The sequence below is a fragment of the Trueperella sp. LYQ141 genome (assembly GCF_046599555.1).
Lineage (GTDB): Bacteria > Actinomycetota > Actinomycetes > Actinomycetales > Actinomycetaceae > Trueperella.
Genome location: NZ_JBKIWQ010000003.1, coordinates 1 through 22,524, shown reverse-complemented (window position 1 = coordinate 22,524; position 22,524 = coordinate 1). Strand labels below are relative to the sequence as shown.

General features: G+C 54.1%; 19 protein-coding genes. 13 read left to right on the top strand and 6 right to left on the bottom strand.

The features are described from left to right. The first annotated feature begins 298 nt into the window (after nt 1-298). The 8 genes from ftsZ (at nt 299) to dnaE (ending at nt 9,140) form a co-directional block, all read left to right on the top strand. Entirely contained in the window at nt 299-1,519 is a 1,221-nt protein-coding gene (gene ftsZ / locus ACLHIJ_RS03125; protein ID WP_411296168.1) for a cell division protein FtsZ, read from the top strand. 13 nt (nt 1,520-1,532) lie between these two features. Next, nucleotides 1,533-2,282: a polyphenol oxidase family protein gene (locus tag ACLHIJ_RS03120; RefSeq protein ID WP_411298456.1), complete on the top strand. Its 750-nt coding sequence runs from the start codon at nt 1,533-1,535 to the stop codon at nt 2,280-2,282. A gap of 79 nt (nt 2,283-2,361) precedes the next feature. Continuing rightward, on the top strand, nt 2,362-2,772 hold the full coding sequence (locus ACLHIJ_RS03115; protein WP_411296172.1) for a cell division protein SepF: 411 nt from the start codon (nt 2,362-2,364) through the stop codon (nt 2,770-2,772). A 14-nt stretch (nt 2,773-2,786) separates the two neighbouring features. Beyond that, entirely contained in the window at nt 2,787-3,074 is a 288-nt protein-coding gene (locus ACLHIJ_RS03110; RefSeq protein WP_411296173.1) for a YggT family protein, read from the top strand. Between the two features lie 215 nt (nt 3,075-3,289). After that, nucleotides 3,290-3,877: a DivIVA domain-containing protein gene (locus ACLHIJ_RS03105; RefSeq protein WP_411296175.1), complete on the top strand. Its 588-nt coding sequence runs from the start codon at nt 3,290-3,292 to the stop codon at nt 3,875-3,877. 56 nt (nt 3,878-3,933) lie between these two features. Continuing rightward, complete coding sequence (lspA, locus tag ACLHIJ_RS03100) at nt 3,934-4,557, top strand: signal peptidase II (protein WP_411296177.1); 624 nt, start codon at nt 3,934-3,936, stop codon at nt 4,555-4,557. 76 nt (nt 4,558-4,633) lie between these two features. Then, nucleotides 4,634-5,548, top strand: a complete 915-nt coding sequence (locus tag ACLHIJ_RS03095) for an RluA family pseudouridine synthase (RefSeq protein ID WP_411296179.1) — start codon at nt 4,634-4,636, stop codon at nt 5,546-5,548. 55 nt (nt 5,549-5,603) lie between these two features. Further along, nucleotides 5,604-9,140 carry a DNA polymerase III subunit alpha gene (gene dnaE, locus ACLHIJ_RS03090; RefSeq protein ID WP_411296180.1) on the top strand — a complete coding sequence of 1,179 codons (3,537 nt, stop codon included), beginning with the start codon at nt 5,604-5,606 and terminating at the stop codon, nt 9,138-9,140. Between the two features lie 800 nt (nt 9,141-9,940). Here dnaE and ACLHIJ_RS03085 read toward each other — a convergent pair. The 5 genes from ACLHIJ_RS03085 to ACLHIJ_RS03065 are packed head-to-tail and all read right to left on the bottom strand — an operon-like array spanning nt 9,941 to nt 13,545. Next, nucleotides 9,941-10,153: an RNA-binding S4 domain-containing protein gene (locus tag ACLHIJ_RS03085; RefSeq protein WP_411296181.1), complete on the bottom strand. Its 213-nt coding sequence runs from the start codon at nt 10,151-10,153 to the stop codon at nt 9,941-9,943. Between the two features lie 9 nt (nt 10,154-10,162). After that, on the bottom strand, nt 10,163-10,636 hold the full coding sequence (locus ACLHIJ_RS03080; protein ID WP_411296182.1) for a Fur family transcriptional regulator: 474 nt from the start codon (nt 10,634-10,636) through the stop codon (nt 10,163-10,165). 20 nt (nt 10,637-10,656) lie between these two features. Then, a complete protein-coding gene (locus tag ACLHIJ_RS03075; RefSeq protein ID WP_411296184.1) occupies nt 10,657-11,595 on the bottom strand; it encodes a metal ABC transporter permease in 939 nt (312 codons plus the stop codon). Continuing rightward, nucleotides 11,595-12,377, bottom strand: coding sequence for a metal ABC transporter ATP-binding protein (locus ACLHIJ_RS03070; RefSeq protein WP_411296185.1), 783 nt, complete (start codon nt 12,375-12,377; stop codon nt 11,595-11,597). Before ACLHIJ_RS03070 ends, ACLHIJ_RS03075 begins: the two co-directional genes overlap by 1 nt. 28 nt (nt 12,378-12,405) lie before the next feature. Then, complete coding sequence (locus ACLHIJ_RS03065) at nt 12,406-13,545, bottom strand: metal ABC transporter substrate-binding protein (RefSeq protein ID WP_411298455.1); 1,140 nt, start codon at nt 13,543-13,545, stop codon at nt 12,406-12,408. A gap of 187 nt (nt 13,546-13,732) precedes the next feature. Between ACLHIJ_RS03065 and ACLHIJ_RS03060 the strand changes: the two genes are divergently transcribed. Genes ACLHIJ_RS03060 through dusB form a run of 3 tightly spaced genes read left to right on the top strand, consistent with a single transcriptional unit; the run spans nt 13,733 to nt 17,744 of the window. Continuing rightward, complete coding sequence (locus tag ACLHIJ_RS03060; RefSeq protein WP_411298454.1) at nt 13,733-15,127, top strand: glycine--tRNA ligase; 1,395 nt, start codon at nt 13,733-13,735, stop codon at nt 15,125-15,127. After that, on the top strand, nt 15,127-16,362 hold the full coding sequence (locus ACLHIJ_RS03055) for a YibE/F family protein (RefSeq protein ID WP_411296189.1): 1,236 nt from the start codon (nt 15,127-15,129) through the stop codon (nt 16,360-16,362). Before ACLHIJ_RS03060 ends, ACLHIJ_RS03055 begins: the two co-directional genes overlap by 1 nt. Then, nucleotides 16,359-17,744, top strand: a complete 1,386-nt coding sequence (dusB, locus tag ACLHIJ_RS03050) for a tRNA dihydrouridine synthase DusB (RefSeq protein ID WP_411296190.1) — start codon at nt 16,359-16,361, stop codon at nt 17,742-17,744. Before ACLHIJ_RS03055 ends, dusB begins: the two co-directional genes overlap by 4 nt. Nucleotides 17,745-17,955: 211 nt before the next feature. Here the strand turns inward: dusB and ACLHIJ_RS03045 are convergent, their stop codons facing one another. Next, a complete protein-coding gene (locus ACLHIJ_RS03045) occupies nt 17,956-19,005 on the bottom strand; it encodes a hypothetical protein (protein WP_411296191.1) in 1,050 nt (349 codons plus the stop codon). Nucleotides 19,006-19,041: 36 nt separating this feature from the next. Here ACLHIJ_RS03045 and ACLHIJ_RS03040 point away from each other — a divergent pair, with 36 nt between their 5' ends. Continuing rightward, nucleotides 19,042-20,280: a deoxyguanosinetriphosphate triphosphohydrolase gene (locus tag ACLHIJ_RS03040; protein ID WP_411296193.1), complete on the top strand. Its 1,239-nt coding sequence runs from the start codon at nt 19,042-19,044 to the stop codon at nt 20,278-20,280. A gap of 45 nt (nt 20,281-20,325) precedes the next feature. After that, nucleotides 20,326-22,284: a DNA primase gene (dnaG, locus tag ACLHIJ_RS03035; protein WP_411298453.1), complete on the top strand. Its 1,959-nt coding sequence runs from the start codon at nt 20,326-20,328 to the stop codon at nt 22,282-22,284. Nucleotides 22,285-22,524 lie beyond the last annotated feature (240 nt).

The window sequence follows — 22,524 nt, the reverse complement described above, 5'->3', positions numbered from 1 at the left end:
GGGCAGTAGTCCTCCTCATCTTGTTTCCCCAGTATGGTTTCACGTCATTACTTGCTGTCCTATGCGCACGCACGGATGTGTGTTGTTGAGATGAGGTACTCGATCCCGCTGATAGGAATTTTTGCAGGGGCACGGCGAATATTCTGATTGTCCTGCCTGCTATGCCGATAAAATCGCAGCGACGAAATTAGCAACACGCCGCTTTGGTCATTGATTTTACGGCAAATGCTCTCTATTTTTTCCGCGAGGTTAGAGTCGTAAAACTTCAAGTACAGCTTGAGGTTTGGAAGGAAAGACGATGTGCTCTGCAATGAACAACACGGCGAATATTAAGGTTGTCGGCGTCGGCGGCGGTGGCGTCAACGCAATTGATCGGATGATTCAAGATGGCCTGGCAGGCGTGGACTTTATTGCCGTCAATACCGATAGCCAGTCATTGATGAAATCGGAAGCTCATGTCAAGCTCGATATTGGTCAAAAAGTCTCCAATGGTTTAGGAGCAGGCGCGGATCCGACGGTGGGTAAGCGTGCCGCTGAGGAGAACTTGGAGCTCGTCGTCGAGGCTATTCGTGGCTCAGATATGGTTTTTGTGACTGCTGGTGAAGGCGGCGGAACGGGAACGGGAGCGGCGCCTGTGATTGCACGGGCAGCCCGTGAAGATGGCGCGTTGACGGTAGGCGTGGTCACTCGTCCGTTCTCCCATGAAGGCTTACAGCGTACCCGTAATGCTGATTCTGGTATTACGGAACTGCGTGAAGCTGTCGATACGTTGATTGTTATTCCGAATGATCGTCTGCTGGAGACGACGGAAGAAGATCTGTCCATCATGGATGCTTATCGAATGGCCGATAAGGTTCTCTATGATGGCGTGAAGGGCATCTCTGACCTCATCACGAAGCCCGGTGAGATCAATTTGGATTTTGCTGACGTCAAAGCAATCATGAAGGGTGCTGGCACGGCATTGATGGGTATTGGTTCAGCAACCGGCCCAGATCGCGCTTTGCGGGCAACAGAGAACGCGATTTCTTCTCCGCTTTTGGAGGCGCGTATTGATGGTGCGCATGGCGTGCTTTTGTCTTTCACTGCGTCAACGGATTTCACGCTGCGGGAGCACGCTGAGGCCTCGCAGTTGGTGAAGGAAGCTGTCGATCCTAACGCGAATATCATTATTGGTTTGAATATCGACGAATCCCTTGGTGATGAGGTCCAGGTGACGGTTATTGCCGCTGGATTTGATGAGGCTGCGGATTACCTCATCCAGAACACTCCATCAACGGCGAAGCATGCGTCAACAACTCCGATTCCCGTGGTTCCGGAGACTGAGGGTGAGGATCGTTTGCCGGGGCAGGTCAATAAAGCAGAGGCGGTAGTTGAGCCGCCAGCAGTGGAGACTCCGGTTGTGCGCCCGCGGGTCACTCGCACCGAAGCAGAACCAATCTCTTTGGTTCCGCCGGTGGAAGAGCGTCCGACGCGGCGTCCCGATCTAGATATTCCGCCCTTCCTCTTCGGTGATGAATAAGGATTAAATAGGGATGACGCACATCGAGTGGCTTAGCTCGGCGTGCTCTCCGGTCGGCGTGCGCATTGGTGTTACCAATCGTCACGCCGGTTTTTCCGTCGGAGACTATGCCAGCGCAAATCTCGGTTTCCATGTTGGGGATGATCCGGAGGCTGTGCGGGCTAATCGGGATTCCTTAACTGCGCTCGTAGGATGTGATATTACCTGGATGAGCCAGGTCCACGGGACCCATATTGCGTCGGCTGATGAGGCTGAGTGGGGGCCATTAGGGTATCTCAGCGTGGGGCAAGCAGACGCGATTATCGTTGCTCCAGGGCAGGCAGGTGCCGTCATGGTTGCAGATTGCGTTCCGCTCGTGATCGCCGATACCCAGGGCAGATACGCAGCAGTGGTGCATGCCGGGCGCCGCGGCTTTGAACAGGGGATTGCTCAGCGAGTTGTTCAGGCCTTACGTGATCGTGGCGTGGCAGAGCTGGAGGCTTATATCGGGCCAGCTATTTGCGGAAAATGCTATGAGCTGCCCGATCAGATGGCACATGAGCTGTGGCGTCAGTTTCCGCATACTCGCGCTATTACGGCACAGGGCAGTGCCGGTATTGATATTCGTTCCGGTCTTGTCGCGCAACTGAGGCAGTGCCAGGTAAGCCGTATTCGTACCAGTAGCGTGTGTACGTATGAATCTACGGATTATTTTTCTCACCGCCGGGCCACGCATCAGGGGCAGGCGACGGGGCGTTTTGCCGTCATTGCAGCATTGAGCTGATGACACACCGGCGATGGTGTGCACTTTTCGGTGTGTTCTCAGTTATTTTGGAGGAAGCCAACGGAAAAGGACACCAGCCATGGGATTTCTTGACAAAATCACGGCAAAAGCAATGCCGCTTGAGGATTCATACGAGGACTACGAGGATTACGCCGAGTATGAGGACGGGGAGTACTACGAGGACGCCTCCGTCTCAACGATTCATCCGGTTACTCAAGCCCCGGAAGTTGCTCGGATCGTTACTGTATGGGTTTCCTCCTATCGCGATGTAAAGGACTTTGCAACGGAGTTCCGCTCCGGTATGCCCGTGATCCTTAACCTCAGTGAAGCTGCTGATGCGGAGCGAACTCGTATCGTTGATTTTGCTGTCGGGTTGTGTTTCGGTTTGCAGGGAGCATTCAGCCGGATTTCTGACGATGTGTTCTTGCTCTCTCCGCATACGGTGAAGATTGACGCACACGGCTCGGAATCGACGCACGATTACGCCTAATCCACTGTGAATTTATGGCTATTCTGGGCATAACTATCTTCTGGATTTGCCAGGTATATACCCTCATTTTGGTCGCTCGCGTCATCTTAGACATCGTTCAAGTGCTGGCGCGCGACTGGTATCCCCGTGGGGTGTTGCTGGTGTTGGCAAATATGGTGTATCGCCTGACGAATCCGCCGTTACGTTTTCTCGGTCGGTTTATCCCGACGTTGAATTTCGGTGGCGTGGGGATCGATTTCGGTTTTCTCGTGTTATTTATTGCTGTTCAGATAGTTCAACAAATGAGTTTGGTGCTGGTGTGAGGATAGAGCTCGGGCCAGATTCTCCGGTGTGAGTTCTGGCACTGACGCAGAAATCCAGCAGGATTACCGCGCACGTTATTGAACTGTGATAAATTGGTGAGGCATTCCGGTTAGATTCGCTGTGCGTCTCGCGCACACGGCATCCTCGCGTAATCTAAGCGGATCGATGCCCACACGGTGAGCATCGACTTTCCAAACGTTATGAGGAGTAGAACATGGCTCAGTTGACCGAGCACGACGTGGTTAATGTCCGCTTCAAGGAGTCAAAGGAATCCGAAGCGGGTTACGACCAGGACGAGGTCGATTACTTCCTCGATGAGGTGGCCGAGACCATCGCCAGCCTCACCGAAGAGAAGCAGTCCTTAGAGGCTCAACTGCAGGCAGCTAATGCCCGCATTACAGAGTTGGAGAACCAGCTTGGCCTCAAGCAGGCTCAGCCCGATCAGGCACAGCCCTCGGATGCTGCATCGACCGCTGCGTTCGCGCCGGTTGCAAGCGGTGATACCTCCGAGGCAGTCAATGCGGCCTCCGTGCTCACCTTGGCTCAGCGCCTGCACGATGAGCATGTCGCCAATGGTAAGGCCGAAGGTGAACGCATTGTCGCGGAAGCTGAGGCTGATCGTACTCGTATCATCACCGAGGCTGAGGATCTGCGGGAGCGGACGATCAACAAGCTCAACGAAGAGAAGGATCTCTTGGAGCGCAAGATCTCCGAACTGCGCGACTTCGAACGCGATTATCGTACCCGCCTGCGCAGCTACCTTGAGCAGTTGCTGCACAACGTCGAAGCACAGAACAACTAATTATTGGTCCGGGAGGAGGGCACCTACGGTGTCCTCCTTCTGGCTATCACGGACTCATGCGAACACGTTTTCTTCCACTCGTTGTGGCTATATTGGTGACAGCTCTCGATCAGCTAACCAAAATTTGGGCGTTACATTCCCTGGCAGATGGCACCGAGATTCCCATTCTTGGGCATGTGTTGTCATTGCGGTTGACGTTCAACTCGGGAGCTGCTTTTTCTGTTGGCGGCTCAGCAACATGGATTATCACTATTATTGGTCTGATCGCGGTAGGCGTCATTCCGGTTCTTATCCGGCGCGCGAATACCGCGATGGCTCTGACCTTGGCTGTAGTGTGGGGCGGCGCCATCGGCAATGTGATTGACCGATTATTCCGTGATCCAGGCGTCGGCGTCGGGCATGTGGTGGACTTTATCAAGTATGGCGATTGGTTTATTGGCAACGTTGCTGATATTGCCCTGGTTGCTGGGTTAGTGCTCGTCGTGGTGTTACAGCTATTAGCACCGACGCAGATTGCGACGCATAATATCGAGCAAGATGATGAGCCGACGAAGGATACCGATACGGCTGCCAAAATACCCAGCAATGCCTCAACTGCTGAGGATACGGCAGCCGAAGAACGTGATGGTGAGCTGGCGCTAACAGATGATACGGCAGACGATGAGATAGCAACGCGCTAGTTGTGTTCTTGCCCCCATTCACATGCTGAGCATTCCAGTGCAGATCGACTGACCTAAGAGCGAAAGGACGTATTTGGTGAAGTTATATATCGTTCCTGATGGCTTTGCCGGTCAGCGAATTGACCTGGTACTTTCGCGGATGTCGGGCTTATCTCGTGCGGTATGTGCGGATCTGATTGCGGCCGATAAAGTGTTCGTTGATACTCGCCCGGTAAAGAGCTCAACGAAAGTTAATGCTGGTGCTTTTGTGGAAGTTGATATGCCGCCAGCACCTAGCACTGCCCCTGTGGTGACGCCAGTTGCGAACCTGGATATTTTGTACGATGACGAAGACATTATCGTCATCAATAAACCGGCTGGGGTTGCCGCGCACGCTTCCCAGAATTTTGATGGCCCAAATGTACTTGGGGCGCTACTTGCCTGTGGTGTACGGCTGACGACCTCTGGCCCGCAAGAGCGTCAGGGGATTGTTCACCGTCTTGATGTCGGCACGACGGGAGCGATGGTCGTTGCCAAATCAGAGCAGGCCTATTCCGTATTAAAGAATGCGTTTCGCGATCGGACGGTCACGAAGATTTACCATGCGCTCGTACAAGGGCAGCCGGATCCCATGTCGGGAACAATTGAAGCGCCGATTGCTCGCGATATGCGTCATCAATGGAAGATGGCGGTTCGAGCTGAGGGCAAACACGCCATTACACATTACGATGTCATTGAGTCACTGGTAGGTGCCTCGCTGTGCGAGATCCATTTGGAAACGGGTCGCACGCATCAGATTCGGGTACACATGTCAGCGATAAAACATCCCTGTGTGGGTGACGATATGTATGGGGCAGATCCGGCGCTCAGCCAACGATTAGGGCTGACCCGCCAATGGTTGCATGCGGTACGGCTGGGATTTTCTCATCCGCGCACCGGCGAATATGTGGAGTTCACCGCACCCTATGCCCAGGATCTCACTTGTGCCTTAGATCAACTGCGTGGTGAGTAATACTGGGTCGAGTGTGCGCTAGCTATTGCTCACCGATCCTCAATAGACTGGAGCTATGGCCAAAAACTTCGCGCATTTGCATGTCCACACGGATTACTCACTTTTGGATGGAGCTGCGAAGATTAGCCAGCTCGTTGCGGAGGTAGCAGCGCAAGGTCAGCCAGCGGTCGCGATCACCGATCACGGGAATATGCATGGCGCGTATGAGCTGTATAAAACCGCAAAAAGCGCTGGTATCAACCCGATTATCGGTATCGAAGCGTATATGACGCCGGGAACATCGCGCAAAGATACCACTGCCGTCTTTTGGGGAACTGAAGATCAGCGCAAAGATGACGTATCGGCTCGCGGTACATATACCCATATCACCCTGCTTGCTGAGAATAACACCGGCATGTACAACCTCTTTAAGATGGCCTCTATTGCCTCCTTAGAGGGGACCTTCCGCAAGGCCGCACGTATTGACCGCGAGCTGATTGACAAGTATCACGAGGGTGTCATTGCAACGGCGGGCTGCCCGTCGGGAGAAGTCCAGACCCGCTTGCGCCTGGGGCAATTTGAGCAGGCATTGGCTGCGGCCGGTGAGTTTCAAGATATTTTCGGCAAGGATAATTATTTCGTCGAAATCATGGATCACGGATTGGATATTGAGCGTCGGGTGCGCAATGATTTGCTCGATATTGCCCGTAAGATCGGTGCTCCGCTAATTGCAACAAACGATTCTCATTACGTCACGCAGGATCAAGCTCGGGTACAAGATGCTATGTTGGCGATTAATTCAAATGCCCGCCTTGATGATCCCGATAGATTCCGATTTGAAGGCACCGGATACTATCTGCGTTCCTCGGAGGATATGTGGAATAGTTTTGGGCATTTAGATGGGGCCTGTGCCAATACGCTCGCGATTGCTGAACGCTGTAACGTCTCTTTTCAAACCACTGCGGACGGCGTTAACTACATGCCGAATTTCCCTGTGCCTGAGGGGGAAGACGAGACGTCCTGGTTCATCCGCGAAGTGGATAATGGCTTGCATCGGATTTATGGCGAGGTCATCCCACAGCCAGTGCGTGATCGGGCTGATTATGAGGTCAGCGTCATCGTCCAGATGGGCTTCCCAGGATATTTCCTCGTCGTGTCGGATTACATTCGGTGGGCGCGCGAACGCGGAATCCGTGTAGGGCCTGGTCGTGGTTCTGGTGCTGGTTCGATGGTGGCTTATGCACTGGGGATTACCCAGCTAGATCCGATCAAACACGGCCTCCTCTTCGAACGATTCTTGAACCCAGAGCGCGTTTCGATGCCGGATTTGGATATTGATTTTGATGAAAGCCGACGCGGGGAAGTCATCGAATACGTCGAAAAGAAATATGGGAAAGATAAAGTCGCCCAGGTGGTCACCTTTGGGACGATCAAAGCTAAGCAGTCTCTCAAGGACGCTGCCCGGGTGCTGGGTCATCCCTATGAGGTCGGCGATAAGCTCACCAAAGCTATGCCGCCGGCAGTGATGGGCACGAACGTCCCGGTCAATGAGCTATTCAATGAAAAACATCCACGTTATGCCGAAGCAGTGGAGATTCGAGAACTCATCCAATCCTCGGAGGCATACCGTTCAGTCTATGAGCTGGCATGTGGTATTGAGGGGATGGTTCGCCAAACCGGCATGCATGCCTGCGCCGTGATTATGTCCTCCAAACCGCTGACGGATGTCATCCCTATTATGATGCGCCAAAAGGATGGAGCGATTCTGACGCAGTTCGAATATCCCGAATGTGAGGAACTCGGACTCATCAAAATGGATTTCTTAGGTCTATCGAACCTGACGACCATTGAAAACACTTTGGAGAACATCCGAGCTAACGGTAAAGAGGCCCCTAATGTTGATACCTTGGCGTTGGATGACCCGCTGACCTATGAACTATTAGGGCGGGGAGATACCTTAGGAATCTTCCAGCTCGATGGATCGGGAATGCGAACCTTGCTCAAGTTGATGAAGATGGATTCCTTTTCCGATATTTCTGCCGTCTCTGCCTTGTATCGCCCGGGCCCAATGGGCGCAAATTCTCATACGAACTATGCCTTACGTAAGAATGGCAAACAAGAAAAGACCCCAATCCATCCAGAGCTAGCTGAAGATCTGGAGGAGATTCTCGGCGAAACGCACGGCTTGATCGTGTATCAAGAACAGGTCATGCGTATTGCCCAGAAACTCGCTGGCTTTACCCTGGGTCAAGCAGATATTTTGCGTAAGGCAATGGGAAAGAAGAAAGCAGACGTCCTGCAAAAGCAATATCAAGCCTTTGCTAATGGCATGCTCAACAACGGATATTCTCAGGATTCCATCGATACCCTGTGGAATATTCTGCTGCCATTCGCGTCGTATGCTTTTAACAAATCTCATTCGGAAGCCTATGCTTTGGTTTCCTATCAAACGGCATATCTGAAAGCCCATTTCCCAGCCGAATTCATGGCGTCACTACTGACGTCGAAGATGTCGGATAAGACGAAAGTAGCTACCTATCTCGCAGAGTGCCGCCACATGGGGATCAACGTGCTGGTGCCGGATGTCAATGAATCAGTGGCAAATTATGCTGCGGTTGGCGAAGATATCCGCGTCGGTTTGAGTGCGGTGCGCAACGTCGGGCAGAACGTGGTCGAGGGCATTATTAGCGCTCGCGAAAAGCATGGGGCGTTTACGTCGTTCCAGGATTTCTTGGATAAAATTCCGCTCAGTGCCTGTAATAAGCGGTCGATTGAATGTCTGGCACGGGCAGGGGCATTTGACTCATTAGGGGAGTGCCGACGCGCTGTGGTTGCCATTGTTGAGCAGGCAGTTGATGCGGTTATGCCAATTAAGCATAAGGAAGCGGCTGGGCAGTTTGATCTGTTTGGTGGTAGCGGTGTCGGAGATGTTGCCGCCCCGACGGTCGCTATGCCGGATCTGCCGGAGTGGCCTAAGCGCGATAAACTCAACTATGAGCGGGAAATGCTGGGGCTGTACGTCTCGGATCATCCGCTTTCTGGTATGGAGGCATTACTTAATCGCCTTGCTGATACGCAGGTGGTGTCGTTATTTGACGCTGATGAGGATCTTAACGGGCGCCAAGTGGCGATTGCTGGTCTGATTACCAATGTGGCAACTCGGATCACACAAAAAACGGGCAAACCCTGGGCCACGGTGACGATTGAGGATATGACTGGCCCTGTGGAAGTGAATTTCTTCCCCAAGACCTACGAACAATTTGCTGCCACGTTGGCCCAGGATCACCTTGCGGTGGTGCAGGCGCGGGTATCGGTGCAAGATGACGAGTCAGTTCGACTCAATGCGTTTGGGGTGTCGATCCCGCAGATTTCCGATATGGATGCGAATACACCGGTGAGTATTGCTTTGGATGAACGGGTGTGCATACCGGAAAAGATGGATCAGCTCGCCGATATTCTTCAGCGCTACCCTGGTGTTACTCCGGTGCATTTGCATGTGCGTCAGGGTAATAAAACGACGGTTTTGGAGCTCTCATCGGATTATGCTGTCACTCCTTCGCCGCCGCTATTTGCTGACGTGAAGGTGTATTTCGGGCGTAACTGCGTGCTTTGATGTCGGGAATGTGTGTACAGCGTCGGGCTGTATGGATTCCCTAGTGCCTTTGGCAGATATTGGCGTGGCGGGTGTCGCTTATATAGCGGTAAGGGCGCGCAGGGGGGGACTGCGTTTGCCACGGTTTGTGGGTGCAGGGTGTCAGGGAGAAAAGCTTTATGTTGCTCGGCGTCACCGTGGCTCGGATATAACGGCGAACGAGATCAGGCATGACGAGTGAGTGCTGCTTATCTGCCGTCGGTGCTAGCGGAAATATGCTTTTACCGGCTGCAACGGATTAGGCGGATTAGATCGCTGGGCGGCTGGGCTTTCTTTGAGCGCACATGGTTACAGGCGCTAATGCCAATGGATGGCATGCCAGGGAGCGGGTCTGATTTTGTGCTGGCTGAATGTGCGCGACCCAGCAGGAGCCAACCAGGTATTAACAATAAAATATGGAGATTCGCTGAGCTGCGTGAGATAACAACAAAAAAACCGTGGCAGCATTAACAGCGAGTACGGAGTAGGTAGCGAACGGGTGCGGCGCGGCTTGGAGTAACGGGAATAGGGCGTGCCGGAGTCGTGGGGTATTGGAACGTACCGGCTGTGCGAAATGAGCCACCTTTTACTGCCGTGGAGTAAAAGGTGGGAAGAGATATGGAAATAACTGTGCGAAATGAGCCCTTGAGGTAAACGGCTGGCATTGGGGTAGGGCTTGGAGTAGAAGCAAGGCTGGTGGTGTTTTACCTGGACTTACCTATTCCTGAGCCAGTTAGTTACCTGCCATAGGCAAAGGTTTAATCGGCAAATGCAGACGATGCTCAGTTGCAGGCGCGTACCTGCAAGGTCAGGCGATCAACGCTGACAATATCTCCGTCGGCAAGGTTATGAGAGCGGTGCATCTCCACCTCGCCATTGACTCGAACCAGGCCTTCAGCAATGATTAATCGTGCTTGCCCGCCAGTATCTGCCAGATTCGCAACTTTAAGGAACTGCCCGAGGGTAATCGGGACGCGCACGTCAATCTGCTCCATGTTGTTTCCTTATACTCGGGAATAGCTCGTGTGGATATCAGCATGTGCGCTGTGATCCTCGTGGCGACCACCGCCATAAGAGGGATCGGATTGGGGAACATGCTGGCTGCACTGGGCGCATAGCCCATAAAGCTCAAGATCGTGGGCAATCGCAGTAAAGCCGTGTTCTTGAGCGATGGTATGAGTGAGCTCTTCGAATGCCTCCATAGATACTTCCACGGTTCGCCCGCAGGAACGGCAGACGAGATGGTGGTGATGACCGCCATCCTCGCAGTAGCGATACAGCAAAATATCGCTACCTTCTTTGCGCAGGACGTCAACAACTCGGCTTTCGGCCATGGCCTGTAGGTTGCGATAGACGGTTGCCAATCCAATACTCGCTCCGCGCTGTTGGAGCAGTGCGTGAATATCCTGGGCAGAAAGAAAATCTTCCCGCTCGCGAAGTAATTCACGAATTGCTGTGCGCTGTTGCGTCATCCTCATACCGGCCTCCCACACAGATATTACCGCACCTCAGGCGATACGGGGGAGTTGTCGGATGGCTGAACCGTCACGTCAGGTGTGATATGCGGGTGCGGATGGTGATGAATGTGCGCTCCTGAACCATGCCGTAACCATAGTGGGCGGCTCAGCGTTGCCAGGGCGTAGATGATGACGGCGAGAACGACGATAGTTGCCCCTGGTGACCACGGCTTGATGTAGGTAATGACTAGCCCGCTTTCAGCAACTATCACGCCTACGACCATCGCAATATGCATAGTGCTCTTAAAGGAATGAGTGACCGTCTGTGCGATTGCGACCGGAATAATCATTAACGCGCTGACCAGTAGCGCGCCCACAATACGCAAGGCCAAGGAAACTGTTAACGCAGCGGTGACGGAGATAAGGACGGATAGTAGCTGTGTGGGAATACCGCACGAGCGGGCGTATTCTTCGTCATGGCACAAGGTAAATAAGACGGGTCGCAGACCGATGCCAATAAGCAAAATGATGACGGCGAGAACGATCGTAACGTAGGTATCGCTTTGAGTTACGGTGGAAATCGAGCCGAAGAGGTAGGCGTTGAGGTTGGCGGTGGTGCCACCGGCCATTCCGATGAGGAGGACGCCACCGGCGATTCCGCCGTAGAACAAAATAGCCAGAGCGACATCGCCGGATGCATGCCCGCGAGCGCGCATCCATTCGATGAGCAGGGCCCCGCACACTGAGGCCAGGATCGCACCAGGGATCGCCCAGGCGTCGCGCGAAGACGCATCGGCGGCGGAGGCAGCAAGCCACCCGCAGGCCACGCCGGTGAGGGCAACGTGCCCGATTCCGTCACCGAGTAAGGTCAGCCGACGTTGGACGAGATAAGTGCCGACGACTGGGGCGGATAACCCGACCAGGAACGCAACGATGAGGGCGCGTTGCATGAGGGGCGAGTGCAGCATGTCGATAAGCATTACAGCAGTCCTCTTTCCTGTGAGATATGCATATCCTGCCGAGGATCGCTGTGAGGGTGGAGATGGTCGTGGCCTGGATGGTTATGCCCGGTGCGTCCAGCGATTCGACTCAGATCGCTGGTGTGCTCTAGGACGCGCCCGGCGTCAAGTACCAGCGCTTCATGGAGTAAAGCGAGGTGTTCTTGAATTTCGTGCAGTACGAGGACGATTGTGGTTCCGCGTTCTTGTTCGCGGTGTAAGACGCGACGGATTGACTCGCGTGAGGTGTCATCAACACCAGCGAATGGTTCGTCGAGAATAAGAAGATCGGGTTTGCGCACGAGGGCGCGAGCGGTGAGGATTCGTTGTTGCTGCCCACCGGAGAAGGTGTGTACCGCATCTGTGGCGCGGTGGGCTAGGCCAACCATATCGAGGGCTTCGAGAGCTTGGGTGCGAGCGCCGCGGCCAGGGCGCATGCGGCGTCCATAGATAAGACCAGCCATAACAGTTTCCAAAGCGGTGGCAGGCACGCCAGAGGTGGCAGTAATGCGTTGTGGGGCGTACCCAATGTTGGCCCAGGGGAGGCGCGAGCGTTGGGTGATGTCGTGGCCGAGGAGGCGGATGGTTCCGTGGCTCGTGGGGATAATACCTACGAGGGCGCGGATGAGAGTGGATTTGCCTGAGCCATTGGACCCCAATACAGCCAGTGTGCGTCCAGTCGCTAGTTCGAAGTCAACCCCGCGGAGGATATGTGCGGCTCCGATGTGGACGTGAACGCCACTGGTCTGTATTGCGTGAGTCACGGATTATTCCTTAGTGTTCGAGAAAGGCTTACTTCTGGCAGCCCATAGAGTTTTGCAGCAGTTCAATATTATGGGACATAACTGCAATGTAATCCTTTGAAGGGTCACGTTGGCTCTCTAGTGCGTCCAGGATTTCTACTTTAACTCCTGCTTCGTCGGCAATGGCTTTGGCGGCTTTCATTTCGCCGTCGGTGGCAGCAAAGATGGTGTCAATCTTGTGTGCTTTCGCTAAGTCGCTGATTTCGCGTACTCGAGCTGGTGATGGCTCACTTTCTGGGTCAAAACCAGAGATACCAATTTGGGTCAGTTTTGCTTGGACTGCGAGATATGAAAATGCTTGGTGAGAAACGACGAAAGCATTGGTGCGGCACTGGCTGGGAGTGATCTTTGCAATGTCTGCAGAGAGCTTGGAGAGCTTGTCTTTGACGCTGGCCAGGTTCTTTTCGTAGTCAGCCTTGTGATCGGGATCGAGTTTAACGAGCTCTTGAGTTACTGTGTCAGCGGCACGTGCCATACGGGATGGGTCGGTCCAAAAATGCGGATCGCGAGTCCCGTGGTCGTGACCATCGTGGTCATGGTCGCTGTGTTCGTCATGCTTGTCTTGGGTGGCATCGGCAGAGTCGTGGTCGTGGCTGCCGGATTCTTTTTCGGCGCTGTCTTTGTCATGGTCGTGGTCGCCATGTTCATCGGTGCTGCCGGCTGCATGATCGTGTTCGTGATCGTGTTCGTCAGTAGCCTGTGCACCAGTAGCCTGTGCGCCAGTAGCCTGTGCGCCAGTAGCTTTCGTAATCTCGGTGTATTCCAGTAAATTCACGGAATCGCCGATGTTGACGGCGTTCTTCACGCCGGAGCTTTCTACCGCGTCGTCAATGGCGTGAGAGAGCTTGGCAACATAGAAAATCAGATCTGCTTTCTGCATATCAGCTATTTCGCGGGGAGATAGCTCAAGATCGTGGGCGTCGGATCCGGGTGGGGTGAGATCGGTGACGGTGACGTGTTCTCCGCCGATTTGCGTTACCAAGTAGGCGAGCGGGTAGAACGAGGTGGTCACCGCCAAGGTCCCCGATGCGGAGGAACTACCGGATTCTGACGATGAGGTGGTATCGGAGCAGCCAGCTAGGGCGAGAAGCGCGCCGGCTGCCAGGGCACAGTACTTCTTAATGTTCATGAGAATCATTCTTGTCTAGTGGGGGTAATACCGTCAATTTCAGGCCTGCTTAGTTCGGAGTTTGTGATGGTATGCACTGTTATCGGTCTGGGGCGGAGCGTGACCGCAGTGCGCAATCTTTCGTAGAATTAACGGAGGTAGAGCCTGCATCATCCAGATGTGGGCGGCAATCAAAGGAGCAATCGCAGTGGCCAAGCCGGCACCTTCGCGTCTGGATAATGTTATCTCTCTCGCCAAACGGCGTGGATTTGTATTCCCGTCGGGAGAAATCTACGGTGGGACGCGCTCGGCGTGGGATTATGGTCCACTCGGCGTGGAACTGAAAGAAAATATCAAACGGCAGTGGTGGCGGCGCAATGTACAGTCGCGTGCGGATGTCGTCGGTATTGATTCCTCGGTCATCCTTCCCCGAGCGATCTGGGAAGCCTCAGGGCATGTTGCCACCTTTACTGATCCGCTGATTGAATGTCTGGCTTGCCATAAGCGATTGCGAGAAGATGAACTTATTGAGCACTATGCTGCCAAGCAGGGCATCGATGAATCGCAGGTGGATAAAACCCAGTTGCCATGCCCAAGCTGTGGCAACCGTGGTCAATGGACCGAACCCAAAGCCTTCTCTGGCTTATTAAAGACCTTCCTTGGTCCGGTTGATGATGAGAGCGGATTGCATTACCTGCGCCCAGAAACAGCGCAAGGTATCTTCGTGAATTTTGCTAACGTCATGTCCTGCGCTCGTATGAAGCCACCTTTTGGTATTGCCCAGGTGGGAAAGAGCTTCCGTAACGAAATCACTCCCGGCAATTTCATTTTCCGTACCCGAGAATTTGAACAAATGGAGATTGAGTTCTTCGTCGTTCCAGGCACTGACGAGCAGTGGCACCAGGCGTGGATTGACGAGCGCCTGGCGTGGTACACCGATTTAGGAATTAACCCGGATAACCTGCGAGTTTATGAGCATCCGAAAGAGAAACTTTCGCATTATTCCAAGCGCACCGTTGATCTGGAATATCGCTTTGGGTTCCAAGGTAGCCAATGGGGTGAGCTGGAAGGCATTGCAAATCGTACAGATTTCGATTTAACGTCCCATATTGAGGCCTCTGGAAAGCGGTTGGAGTACTTCGATCAGGCCAGTGGTGAACGTTTCGTTCCCTACGTGATTGAGCCTTCCGCCGGTCTGACCCGCTCCTTGATGGCTTTCCTCGTTGAGGCGTATGCGGAAGATGAGGCGCCAAATACGAAGGGCGGCGTCGATAAGCGCACGGTGCTTAAGCTGGATCCGCGGCTAGCTCCCGTCAAAGCGGCAGTGCTTCCGCTATCGCGCTCTGAGCAGCTTTCCCCGTTGGCTAAAGATTTAGCTGCGGCTTTGCGTCAGAATTGGAATGTTGGATTTGATGACGCAGGTGCGGTGGGGCGTCGATACCGTCGGCAAGACGAAATCGGCACGCCATTCTGTATCACTGTCGATTTTGACTCTTTGGAAGATAACGCGGTAACGATTCGTGATCGCGATTCAATGGAGCAGATCCGAATTCCGATTGATGACGTGGAGAGCTACCTCGCTGGTAAATTGGTCGGCTGCTAGTGAATCAGGCGGCGGATACGGTTTCCGAGGGCCTGGGCACCTCTGGTTCTGAGCGTGACTGCGAGCAGGTGCCCCCGCACAGCCATAACCATAATGCTCGGCTGAATTTGACGCCGGCAGATCGCCGCCGGGTGCGAATCGTTTTAGCGGCGATAGTTATTCCGGTGGCTGTGGCAACCTTAATCGGCTGCCTATTGTTATGGCCTAGCGCCGAACGCCCAGCAGTGCACACCCCGCTGACCAGCGGCAGCATTGTTCACGGGCAGATTGCCGAAGTTGGCGGAGTAGATAAACTCGGCAATACATCTGTGACGATGACGCTTGACGATAAGGGCGTCACTGTTCCGCTGCACGTCCCGTTTGATATTGTCTCGAACGGTCTAGAGCCAGGAGATCGCGTCAGTGCTATTTTCAATGCGGCCGCGATAGATTCAGGAACCCCGTATATCTTTGTCGATTTTGAGCGGGGAATACCGCTGGCGGCCCTGGCGGCGCTGTATGTTCTCGTTGTTGCCCTGGTTGCGCGCCGTAAAGGCCTGGCTGCAATTTTGGGATTAGCTGCGTCTCTCGCCGTGGTCGCATTCTTCATGCTGCCAGCGTTGATTCTGGGTAAACCGCCAATATTAGTGGTCATCGTCGGTGCCGGTGCGATGATGTTTTTCTCTATTTACTGCGCACACGGTATCTCGATTCGCACAACGACAGCCGTCATTGGCACGCTGTGCGGATTAGTTATTACCGGAATCCTTGCGGGGGTGTGCGTGCGTTGGGCAAATCTCACTGGAACGCTTTCCGACGGGGCTGTTTCGCTCTATGGACAACTGGGATATTTGCAGATGAACCATATCCTGGTGTGCGGCATTATTCTGGCCGGTTTAGGCGCGCTCAATGACGTCACTATCTCGCAAGTATCAGCGGTATGGGAGCTACATGGGGCGAATCCGTCGGCATCCCGTTTCACAATTTTCCGTCAGGCTATGACGATCGGGCGTGACCATATTGCCTCAACGGTTTACACTCTGGCATTCGCCTACGTCGGATCGGCGTTACCGCTGCTAATGAGCGCGGCGATGATTGAACGTGGGTTCTTAGATCTAATGGTTGTTGGCGAGATTGCTGAGGAGATCGTCCGCACTCTCGTTCCATCAATTGGCCTTGTGCTCGCTATCCCGATGACAACGGCTATCGCGACGCGACTCGCTCCAGTTGCCCCGACGCGAGGAGCTAATCAATGATGCCTTTCCCCGTCGCCCCAGCGCGGATAGAACGTGACTACGACGGTGATAACCGCCTAGTGCAAAAGATGACCGGCTGGATCCACTCATCCCAACCGACTACGAATTCCGCTTTCGATGATCGCTATTGCCAAAGGGCAGCGCAATATCCGCCTAGCAAAGCAGGCGAGACCAAAGCTGGAACGCTTCGCATTGGCGCCTTAGAGCTGGGAACCCCGATTGTGCTTGCCCCAATGGCTGGGGTGACGAATCCGCCTTTCCGGCAGATGTGCCGGCTCAGTGCGGCAGCGGCGGCAGCCGAGTTAGGGCACCCCAAACACAATGATGATCGCGCGGGAACGTATGCCTGTGATGGTTTGTATATCTGCGAAATGATTACTGCCCGTGCGTTAGTGGAACGCTCCCCGGAAAGCCTGCGAATGATTGAGCCTGATATTGGTGATCCGGTGCGTTCGATCCAGCTCTACGGGGTTGAACCGCGCAGTATTGCCAATGCGGTGGAACTGCTTATCGCTCACGGCTGGGCAGATCACATTGATCTGAACTTCGGCTGCCCAGTACCGAAAGTGACTCGTAAAGGGGGCGGGGCGGCGCTACCGTGGAAACACGATCTATTTTCCGCTATTGTGCGGGCGGCAGTTCGGGCGGCGCAACGCGCAAGTGGCGGGCGTGTTCCCGTCACTGCCAAGTTTCGTATCGGGATCGATCACGAGCATGAGACTTTCCGCGATGTGGCGCGAATGTGCGAGGACGCAGGTATTGCGGCATTGACGCTACATGCGAGAACTTTAACGCAGCATTATTCCGGGCAGGCAGATTGGTCGCGGATTGCTGAACTGGTGGCATACACGCAACTGCCGGTCTTTGGTAATGGCGATATTTTTGAGGCTGCTGACGCTCGTGACATGCTTGCGCAAACCGGAGCCGCAGGTGTGGTGGTTGGGCGTGGTTGCCAGGGGCGTCCGTGGCTGTTCTATGACCTATACGCGGACTATCACGGATCCTCCCGTCGGGCACGCCCAACTCTGCGTGATGTATCGGCGATTATTGAGCAGCATGCCCACCTCCTTGTTGAGCATTTTCATGACGAAGATCGGGCAATGCGCGAGATGCGCAAACATGTTGGATGGTATTTGCGTGGCTTTTCCGTCGGGGGTGCGGCGCGCCACGATTTAGCGCTTATTTCCAGTCGGGAAGAGCTGCATGAACGTTTGGCAGCGCTTGAGGATCAGCCCTATCCGAGTGCCGCGGAAGGCAAACGCGGGCGCAGTGGCGGGGAAAAACGAGCCCATCTGCCAGAGGGATGGTTGAGTTCGCACGAACTGAGTGAGGAACATCAACGGGCCTTACGGGAGGCTGAGATAAACGTTTCTGGCGGATAGCCCTCTGTGGGGAGGAGTAAAAACGGCGATCAGAACCGACGCAAGGGATTGGATTCTATTAGCTGCACTGTGATCACTAAAGACTGGCAAAGATGACGCCCGAAGCATTGTTAGTAAGAAGCTAACCGGCGTGTGGCGTTTGCGCGCGCAAACCTGCCAAGCGCTACGGCAGGCGAGAATAGGATGTTTTGCCAGTAGGATTTTTGGTGCTTTACTGGTCGCGTCGCCGCCAGGCAACTTCGCCAGGGGGAATGACTAAATCGTTGCCCACTTGCGGTAGCGCAATCATGGATGAGACGAGAACTCGTCCGTCGTTGGGCACATGATAGTCATACGGGCCGAAATTGATCAGCATGTCAACGGGATCAGTGATGAGCCAGATAAAACCGTCATCCGCCTGGCTATCATCAATGAGCATATTTGCCCGATATAGGTTGAGAGAATGACGAATCCGCAGCGCATGACGGGTAGAGGGTGAGTAGCCTTCGACGTGCTCATGGAAGTGTAAAATTCCTGGCAAGAAACAGCGCATGAGTAAGGTTGCTGAGGCGCTGAGCCGGCCTCCCGTAAGGTTGTATAGCCCCCCGGAACAATTCCACGATGGCAAGGCCCCAACCGCATCGGAGAGGGCAATTGCTTCAAAGAGTCGATCAGATAAAGATCGCGCATGAATTGACGGGGCATTGGTGACTTCGTAGCGCAAAACGTGAACATAATCCTCAAGGGCATGGGCAGTGATTGCTTCGAGGCTGGGGCCGCGCAAGAAGAGCGAAACGATAGCGTCGGGATTAATTCCTTGTATTTCTGCCTGTAAAAGATGTAAAGCCTGATGTTGGGCAAATTCGTGGTTTTGTGGTTGCGTTAAGTCAATCTCGCCCAGGTCAACACCGACTGCTCCGCGAGAGATCCACTCGTTGAGGATGTCGTGACGCTGGGAAGAAGTGACGTGATCCGGAGTATTTGAGTCAGAGTCTGTTACCGGAATATGAACCAAGATACGCACCCCGCGCTGTTGCGCTTTTTCCATGACCGCGGCACAGTAATGAGGGTCTGCGTCGGTGCACACCGCCGGGAAAGTGAAAACCTGTATTCCTAACCGAGTTTGCGCGCGGATAATATCAATCGCGGCCTGCATGGTAGGGACTTCATGGGGCTGAACGTGATACCACACGTGATGATCAAAACCGGGAAAGGAAAAGGACGGCGCACGATATAGCTGCGTCGTCGATGTGGATCTGAGATGATCTACTGGCAATTCCATATGCCCTATTGTGCCACGGACGGTTAAAGTTAACCTGTGTACACCAGTTTTGATATGGAACGATGGGTCTGTGAACGAGCCAAGAATCCGTCCCGCACAGATTTTGAACGGGATCGTGCCAGAGTGCTACATTCTTCGGCGTTACGTCGACTAGCAGCGAAAACGCAAGTGCTTGGTCCGGAGTCCAATGACTTTATTCGCAATAGGTTGACCCATTCGCTGGAAGTGGCGCAGATTGGGCGTTCGCTGGCGAAGAACCTGGGTGCAGATCAGGATGTGGTTGAAACGGCATGTCTAGCTCACGATATTGGGCATCCGCCGTTTGGGCATAATGGGGAGACGGTTCTTAACGATATCGCTGCCGATATTGGGGGCTTTGAGGGCAACGCCCAGACGCTGCGGGTGCTTACCCGTTTAGAGCCGAAACGTTTTCATCCGCAGGGGCGTTCCGTCGGATTAAATCTGACTCGCGCCACCATTGATGCCACGATCAAGTATCCGTGGGTTAATGGGAAGAATCCGGCGGGCCCTTCGGCAGCTAAATTCGGGGTGTATGACGAGGAACTAGATGCCTTTGACTGGGTGCGGGGCGATCGGCAGGGGACGTGCGTAGAAGCTCAGCTCATGGATTTATCGGATGATATTGCCTACTCGATTCACGATATTGAGGATGCGATTGTCCGTCGGAAATTCAACCCCGATGCTTTTGGGGTGCGCCACGAATCTGGAGTCGATGACGTTATCACGGCCACCTTGGGCTGGTATGGGGAGAAAGTGAGCGCCGAGGAGTTAGCGGCTGCGGCAAATCGGCTGTTTAGCATGCCTTCCTGGCCGCATTCCTATGCGGGGACGCTGCGAGATCTTGCCCGATTGAAGGATTTAACGTCAGATCTTATTGGGCGCTTTATTTCTGCGATCTGCCAGGCCACTCGGGAGAAATATGACCATGCCTTAACCCGCTATGCGGGCAATGTTGTTGTGCCAGCGCAAACTCGGGCTGAGATTATGTTCCTTAAAGGGATTGCGGTCTATTTTGTGATGGCTCCTCGGGAGAGCGACCAAGGTTATATTGAGCAGCGAACAATTCTGATGGATTTAGCTGATGTGATTGAAGAGTGCCCACAGGAGCGTCTTGAGCCGCATTTTGCTGATATGTGGGAACAAGCGCGGGATAATGACGCACGGTGGCGGGTTGTGGTCGATCAGTTGGCGTCATTGACGGATCAGTCAGCTCGGGAATGGCATTCGCGCTATTGCGGAATGTTACGCCACTAGAGGCATGGTCTGTGGTGTTTGTGGTTGGCACGGTACAATAGCGCCGTGGCTGGGTTGATTGCACGGGCAAGTATTGACGAGGTGCGCGAACGCGCGCGGATTGAAGAAATCGTCGGTCAATATGTGTCTTTGCAAAGCGCCGGGGTTGCGTCTCTTAAGGGGCTGTGCCCATTCCACGACGAGAAAACCCCGTCTTTTAATGTGCGCCCTCAGGTGGGGCGATGGCACTGTTTTGGCTGTCAGGCTAACGGCGATGTGATTGAGTTTATTGAACGCATTGAGCACATTCCCTTTATTGAAGCAGTGGAGTTATTGGCCCAAAAAGTTGGGGTTGAGCTGAAATATGAAGAGGGAAGCCAGCGGCGAGAGTCACCGGCGGGCGTGAACCGCTCGCGGTTGGTGGATGCGCACCGTATTGCCGAAGAGTTTTATGTTGCCCAGTTACGTACTGACGAGGCTGAGCCAGCTCGGCAAATGCTGGCAGAGCGTGGTTTTGATGCGCAGGCTATCGCGCATTTTCGCGTCGGCTATTCTCCTGATAGTTGGGATGGTCTGTTAAAAGAGTTGCGGCGCAATAGCTTTACGGAGGCAGAGATTGCGGCGTCTGGGCTGGCTTCCCAGGGCGGGCGCGGGCTTTATGACCGATTTCGTGGTCGTGTAATGTGGCCGATACGTTCCATTACTGGCGATACCATCGGTTTTGGTGCGCGTAAGCTTTCTGGTGATGGCCCGAAGTATCTCAATACTCCTGAGACGGCGATTTATAAGAAATCCCAAGTGTTGTACGGGGTAGATCTGGCGAGAAAGGCAATCTCGCAGGATCGTCGGATTGTTATTGTGGAAGGCTATACCGACGTGATGGCCGCGCATTTAGCTGGTGTGCCGTATGCGGTGGCAACATGTGGTACGGCTTTTGGGGACGAGCATGCCAAGATTGTTCGTCGGTTGATTCGTGATGTTGCGAATCCGGCGGCTGGTCTGCAGTTTTCCTCGGGTGCAGTAATCGGCGGGGAGATTATTTTTACGTTCGACGGCGATGAGGCCGGGCAGAAAGCTGCGTTGAAAGCCTTTAGCGGAGATCAAAGCTTTGCAGCGCAGACGTTTATCGCGATTTCTCCGGGCGGATTGGATCCGTGCGAGGTGCGGATGACGTATGGCGATAAAGCGGTATGTGAGATGATTGAACGCCGCCAGCCGTTGTTCGCTTTTGTTATTCAGTCGCTACTTCGTGTTATTCCTTTGCATACTGCGGAGGGGCGCACGGCAGGCTTGCGGGCGGCTGCGCCGATTGTTGCAACGATTCGGGATCGGGTTCTGCGGGCGGAGTATATTCGCCAGTTGGCGGGTTGGTTGTCAATGGATGAGCGTCTGGTGGAGCAGACGGTGAAAACGGCTGGCCGCCCAGTGCAGATGTTAGAGCACGCTGATGGTTCGATAGTGGAGCGGGGCACGGATATGCCGTTGCCGCAGTTATCTGCGGTGAAGGATCCGGTGGCTCGCACGGAGCGGCTTGCGTTGGCGGCGATGTTGCAGCTTCCTGGTTTATCTCGGGCGGCGAATGCGCAGGAGTTACCGGCGCGCAGTTTTACTGTTCCGATGCATCAGGCGATTCATGATGCGATTCGGGCTGCTGGTGGAGTTGTTATGTATGAGCGGCGCTATGAACAGCTACGTGATTCAGGTGTGCAGGATGCGGGGCAGCGTGCACAACAAGCTGGGCAGTGGTTTGTTGCACAGGTGTTAGAGCAAGCTGACGGGGTGGTACATCAGGGGATTTCCCAACTAGCGATTGAGCCTTTGCCTCATTCGGGTGTGGAGGCACAGTGGCCGTTTGTTCGCGGGATTATGATGTCGTTGATTCGTCAGGGGATTACTCGTCAGATTGCCGATGTGCGTGGGCAGATGCAGCGCTCTGGTGCTGATTCGCCGGAGCAGGAGCGGTTGTTGGCGCGAATTATTGAGTTGGAAGCTCAGCGTCGGCGTTTTGATGAGGTTGATACGTAAAGACGGAGTGCGTCGCGGTGGCGCGCTGGCGCGATGGGCTGGGATATTAACGCGGAAGGGACGTTAAACCGTAGCTGGCGCTGGCGCAGCAATGGGGTTGGCGTGTGAGAGCAGTGAGCGCTGGTATGCCGCGAGGGGATAGCGTTTATAGCAATATCGGGTAGCAAAACCTATGTGGCGGGACCGGGACAAGCTCCTGTTTTCCCCCCTCCTGTTCCACCACGACGATCGTATTGTTTC

Coding starts and splice junctions, on each gene's coding strand:
- ftsZ (WP_411296168.1), top strand. CDS start 299: ATGTGCTCTGCAATGAACAACACGGCGAATATTAAGGTTGTCGGCGTC.
- ACLHIJ_RS03120 (WP_411298456.1), top strand. CDS start 1,533: ATGACGCACATCGAGTGGCTTAGCTCGGCGTGCTCTCCGGTCGGCGTG.
- ACLHIJ_RS03115 (WP_411296172.1), top strand. CDS start 2,362: ATGGGATTTCTTGACAAAATCACGGCAAAAGCAATGCCGCTTGAGGAT.
- ACLHIJ_RS03110 (WP_411296173.1), top strand. CDS start 2,787: ATGGCTATTCTGGGCATAACTATCTTCTGGATTTGCCAGGTATATACC.
- ACLHIJ_RS03105 (WP_411296175.1), top strand. CDS start 3,290: ATGGCTCAGTTGACCGAGCACGACGTGGTTAATGTCCGCTTCAAGGAG.
- lspA (WP_411296177.1), top strand. CDS start 3,934: ATGCGAACACGTTTTCTTCCACTCGTTGTGGCTATATTGGTGACAGCT.
- dnaE (WP_411296180.1), top strand. CDS start 5,604: ATGGCCAAAAACTTCGCGCATTTGCATGTCCACACGGATTACTCACTT.
- ACLHIJ_RS03085 (WP_411296181.1), bottom strand. CDS start 10,153: ATGGAGCAGATTGACGTGCGCGTCCCGATTACCCTCGGGCAGTTCCTT.
- ACLHIJ_RS03080 (WP_411296182.1), bottom strand. CDS start 10,636: ATGAGGATGACGCAACAGCGCACAGCAATTCGTGAATTACTTCGCGAG.
- ACLHIJ_RS03075 (WP_411296184.1), bottom strand. CDS start 11,595: ATGCTTATCGACATGCTGCACTCGCCCCTCATGCAACGCGCCCTCATC.
- ACLHIJ_RS03065 (WP_411298455.1), bottom strand. CDS start 13,545: ATGAACATTAAGAAGTACTGTGCCCTGGCAGCCGGCGCGCTTCTCGCC.
- dusB (WP_411296190.1), top strand. CDS start 16,359: ATGATGCCTTTCCCCGTCGCCCCAGCGCGGATAGAACGTGACTACGAC.
- ACLHIJ_RS03045 (WP_411296191.1), bottom strand. CDS start 19,005: ATGGAATTGCCAGTAGATCATCTCAGATCCACATCGACGACGCAGCTA.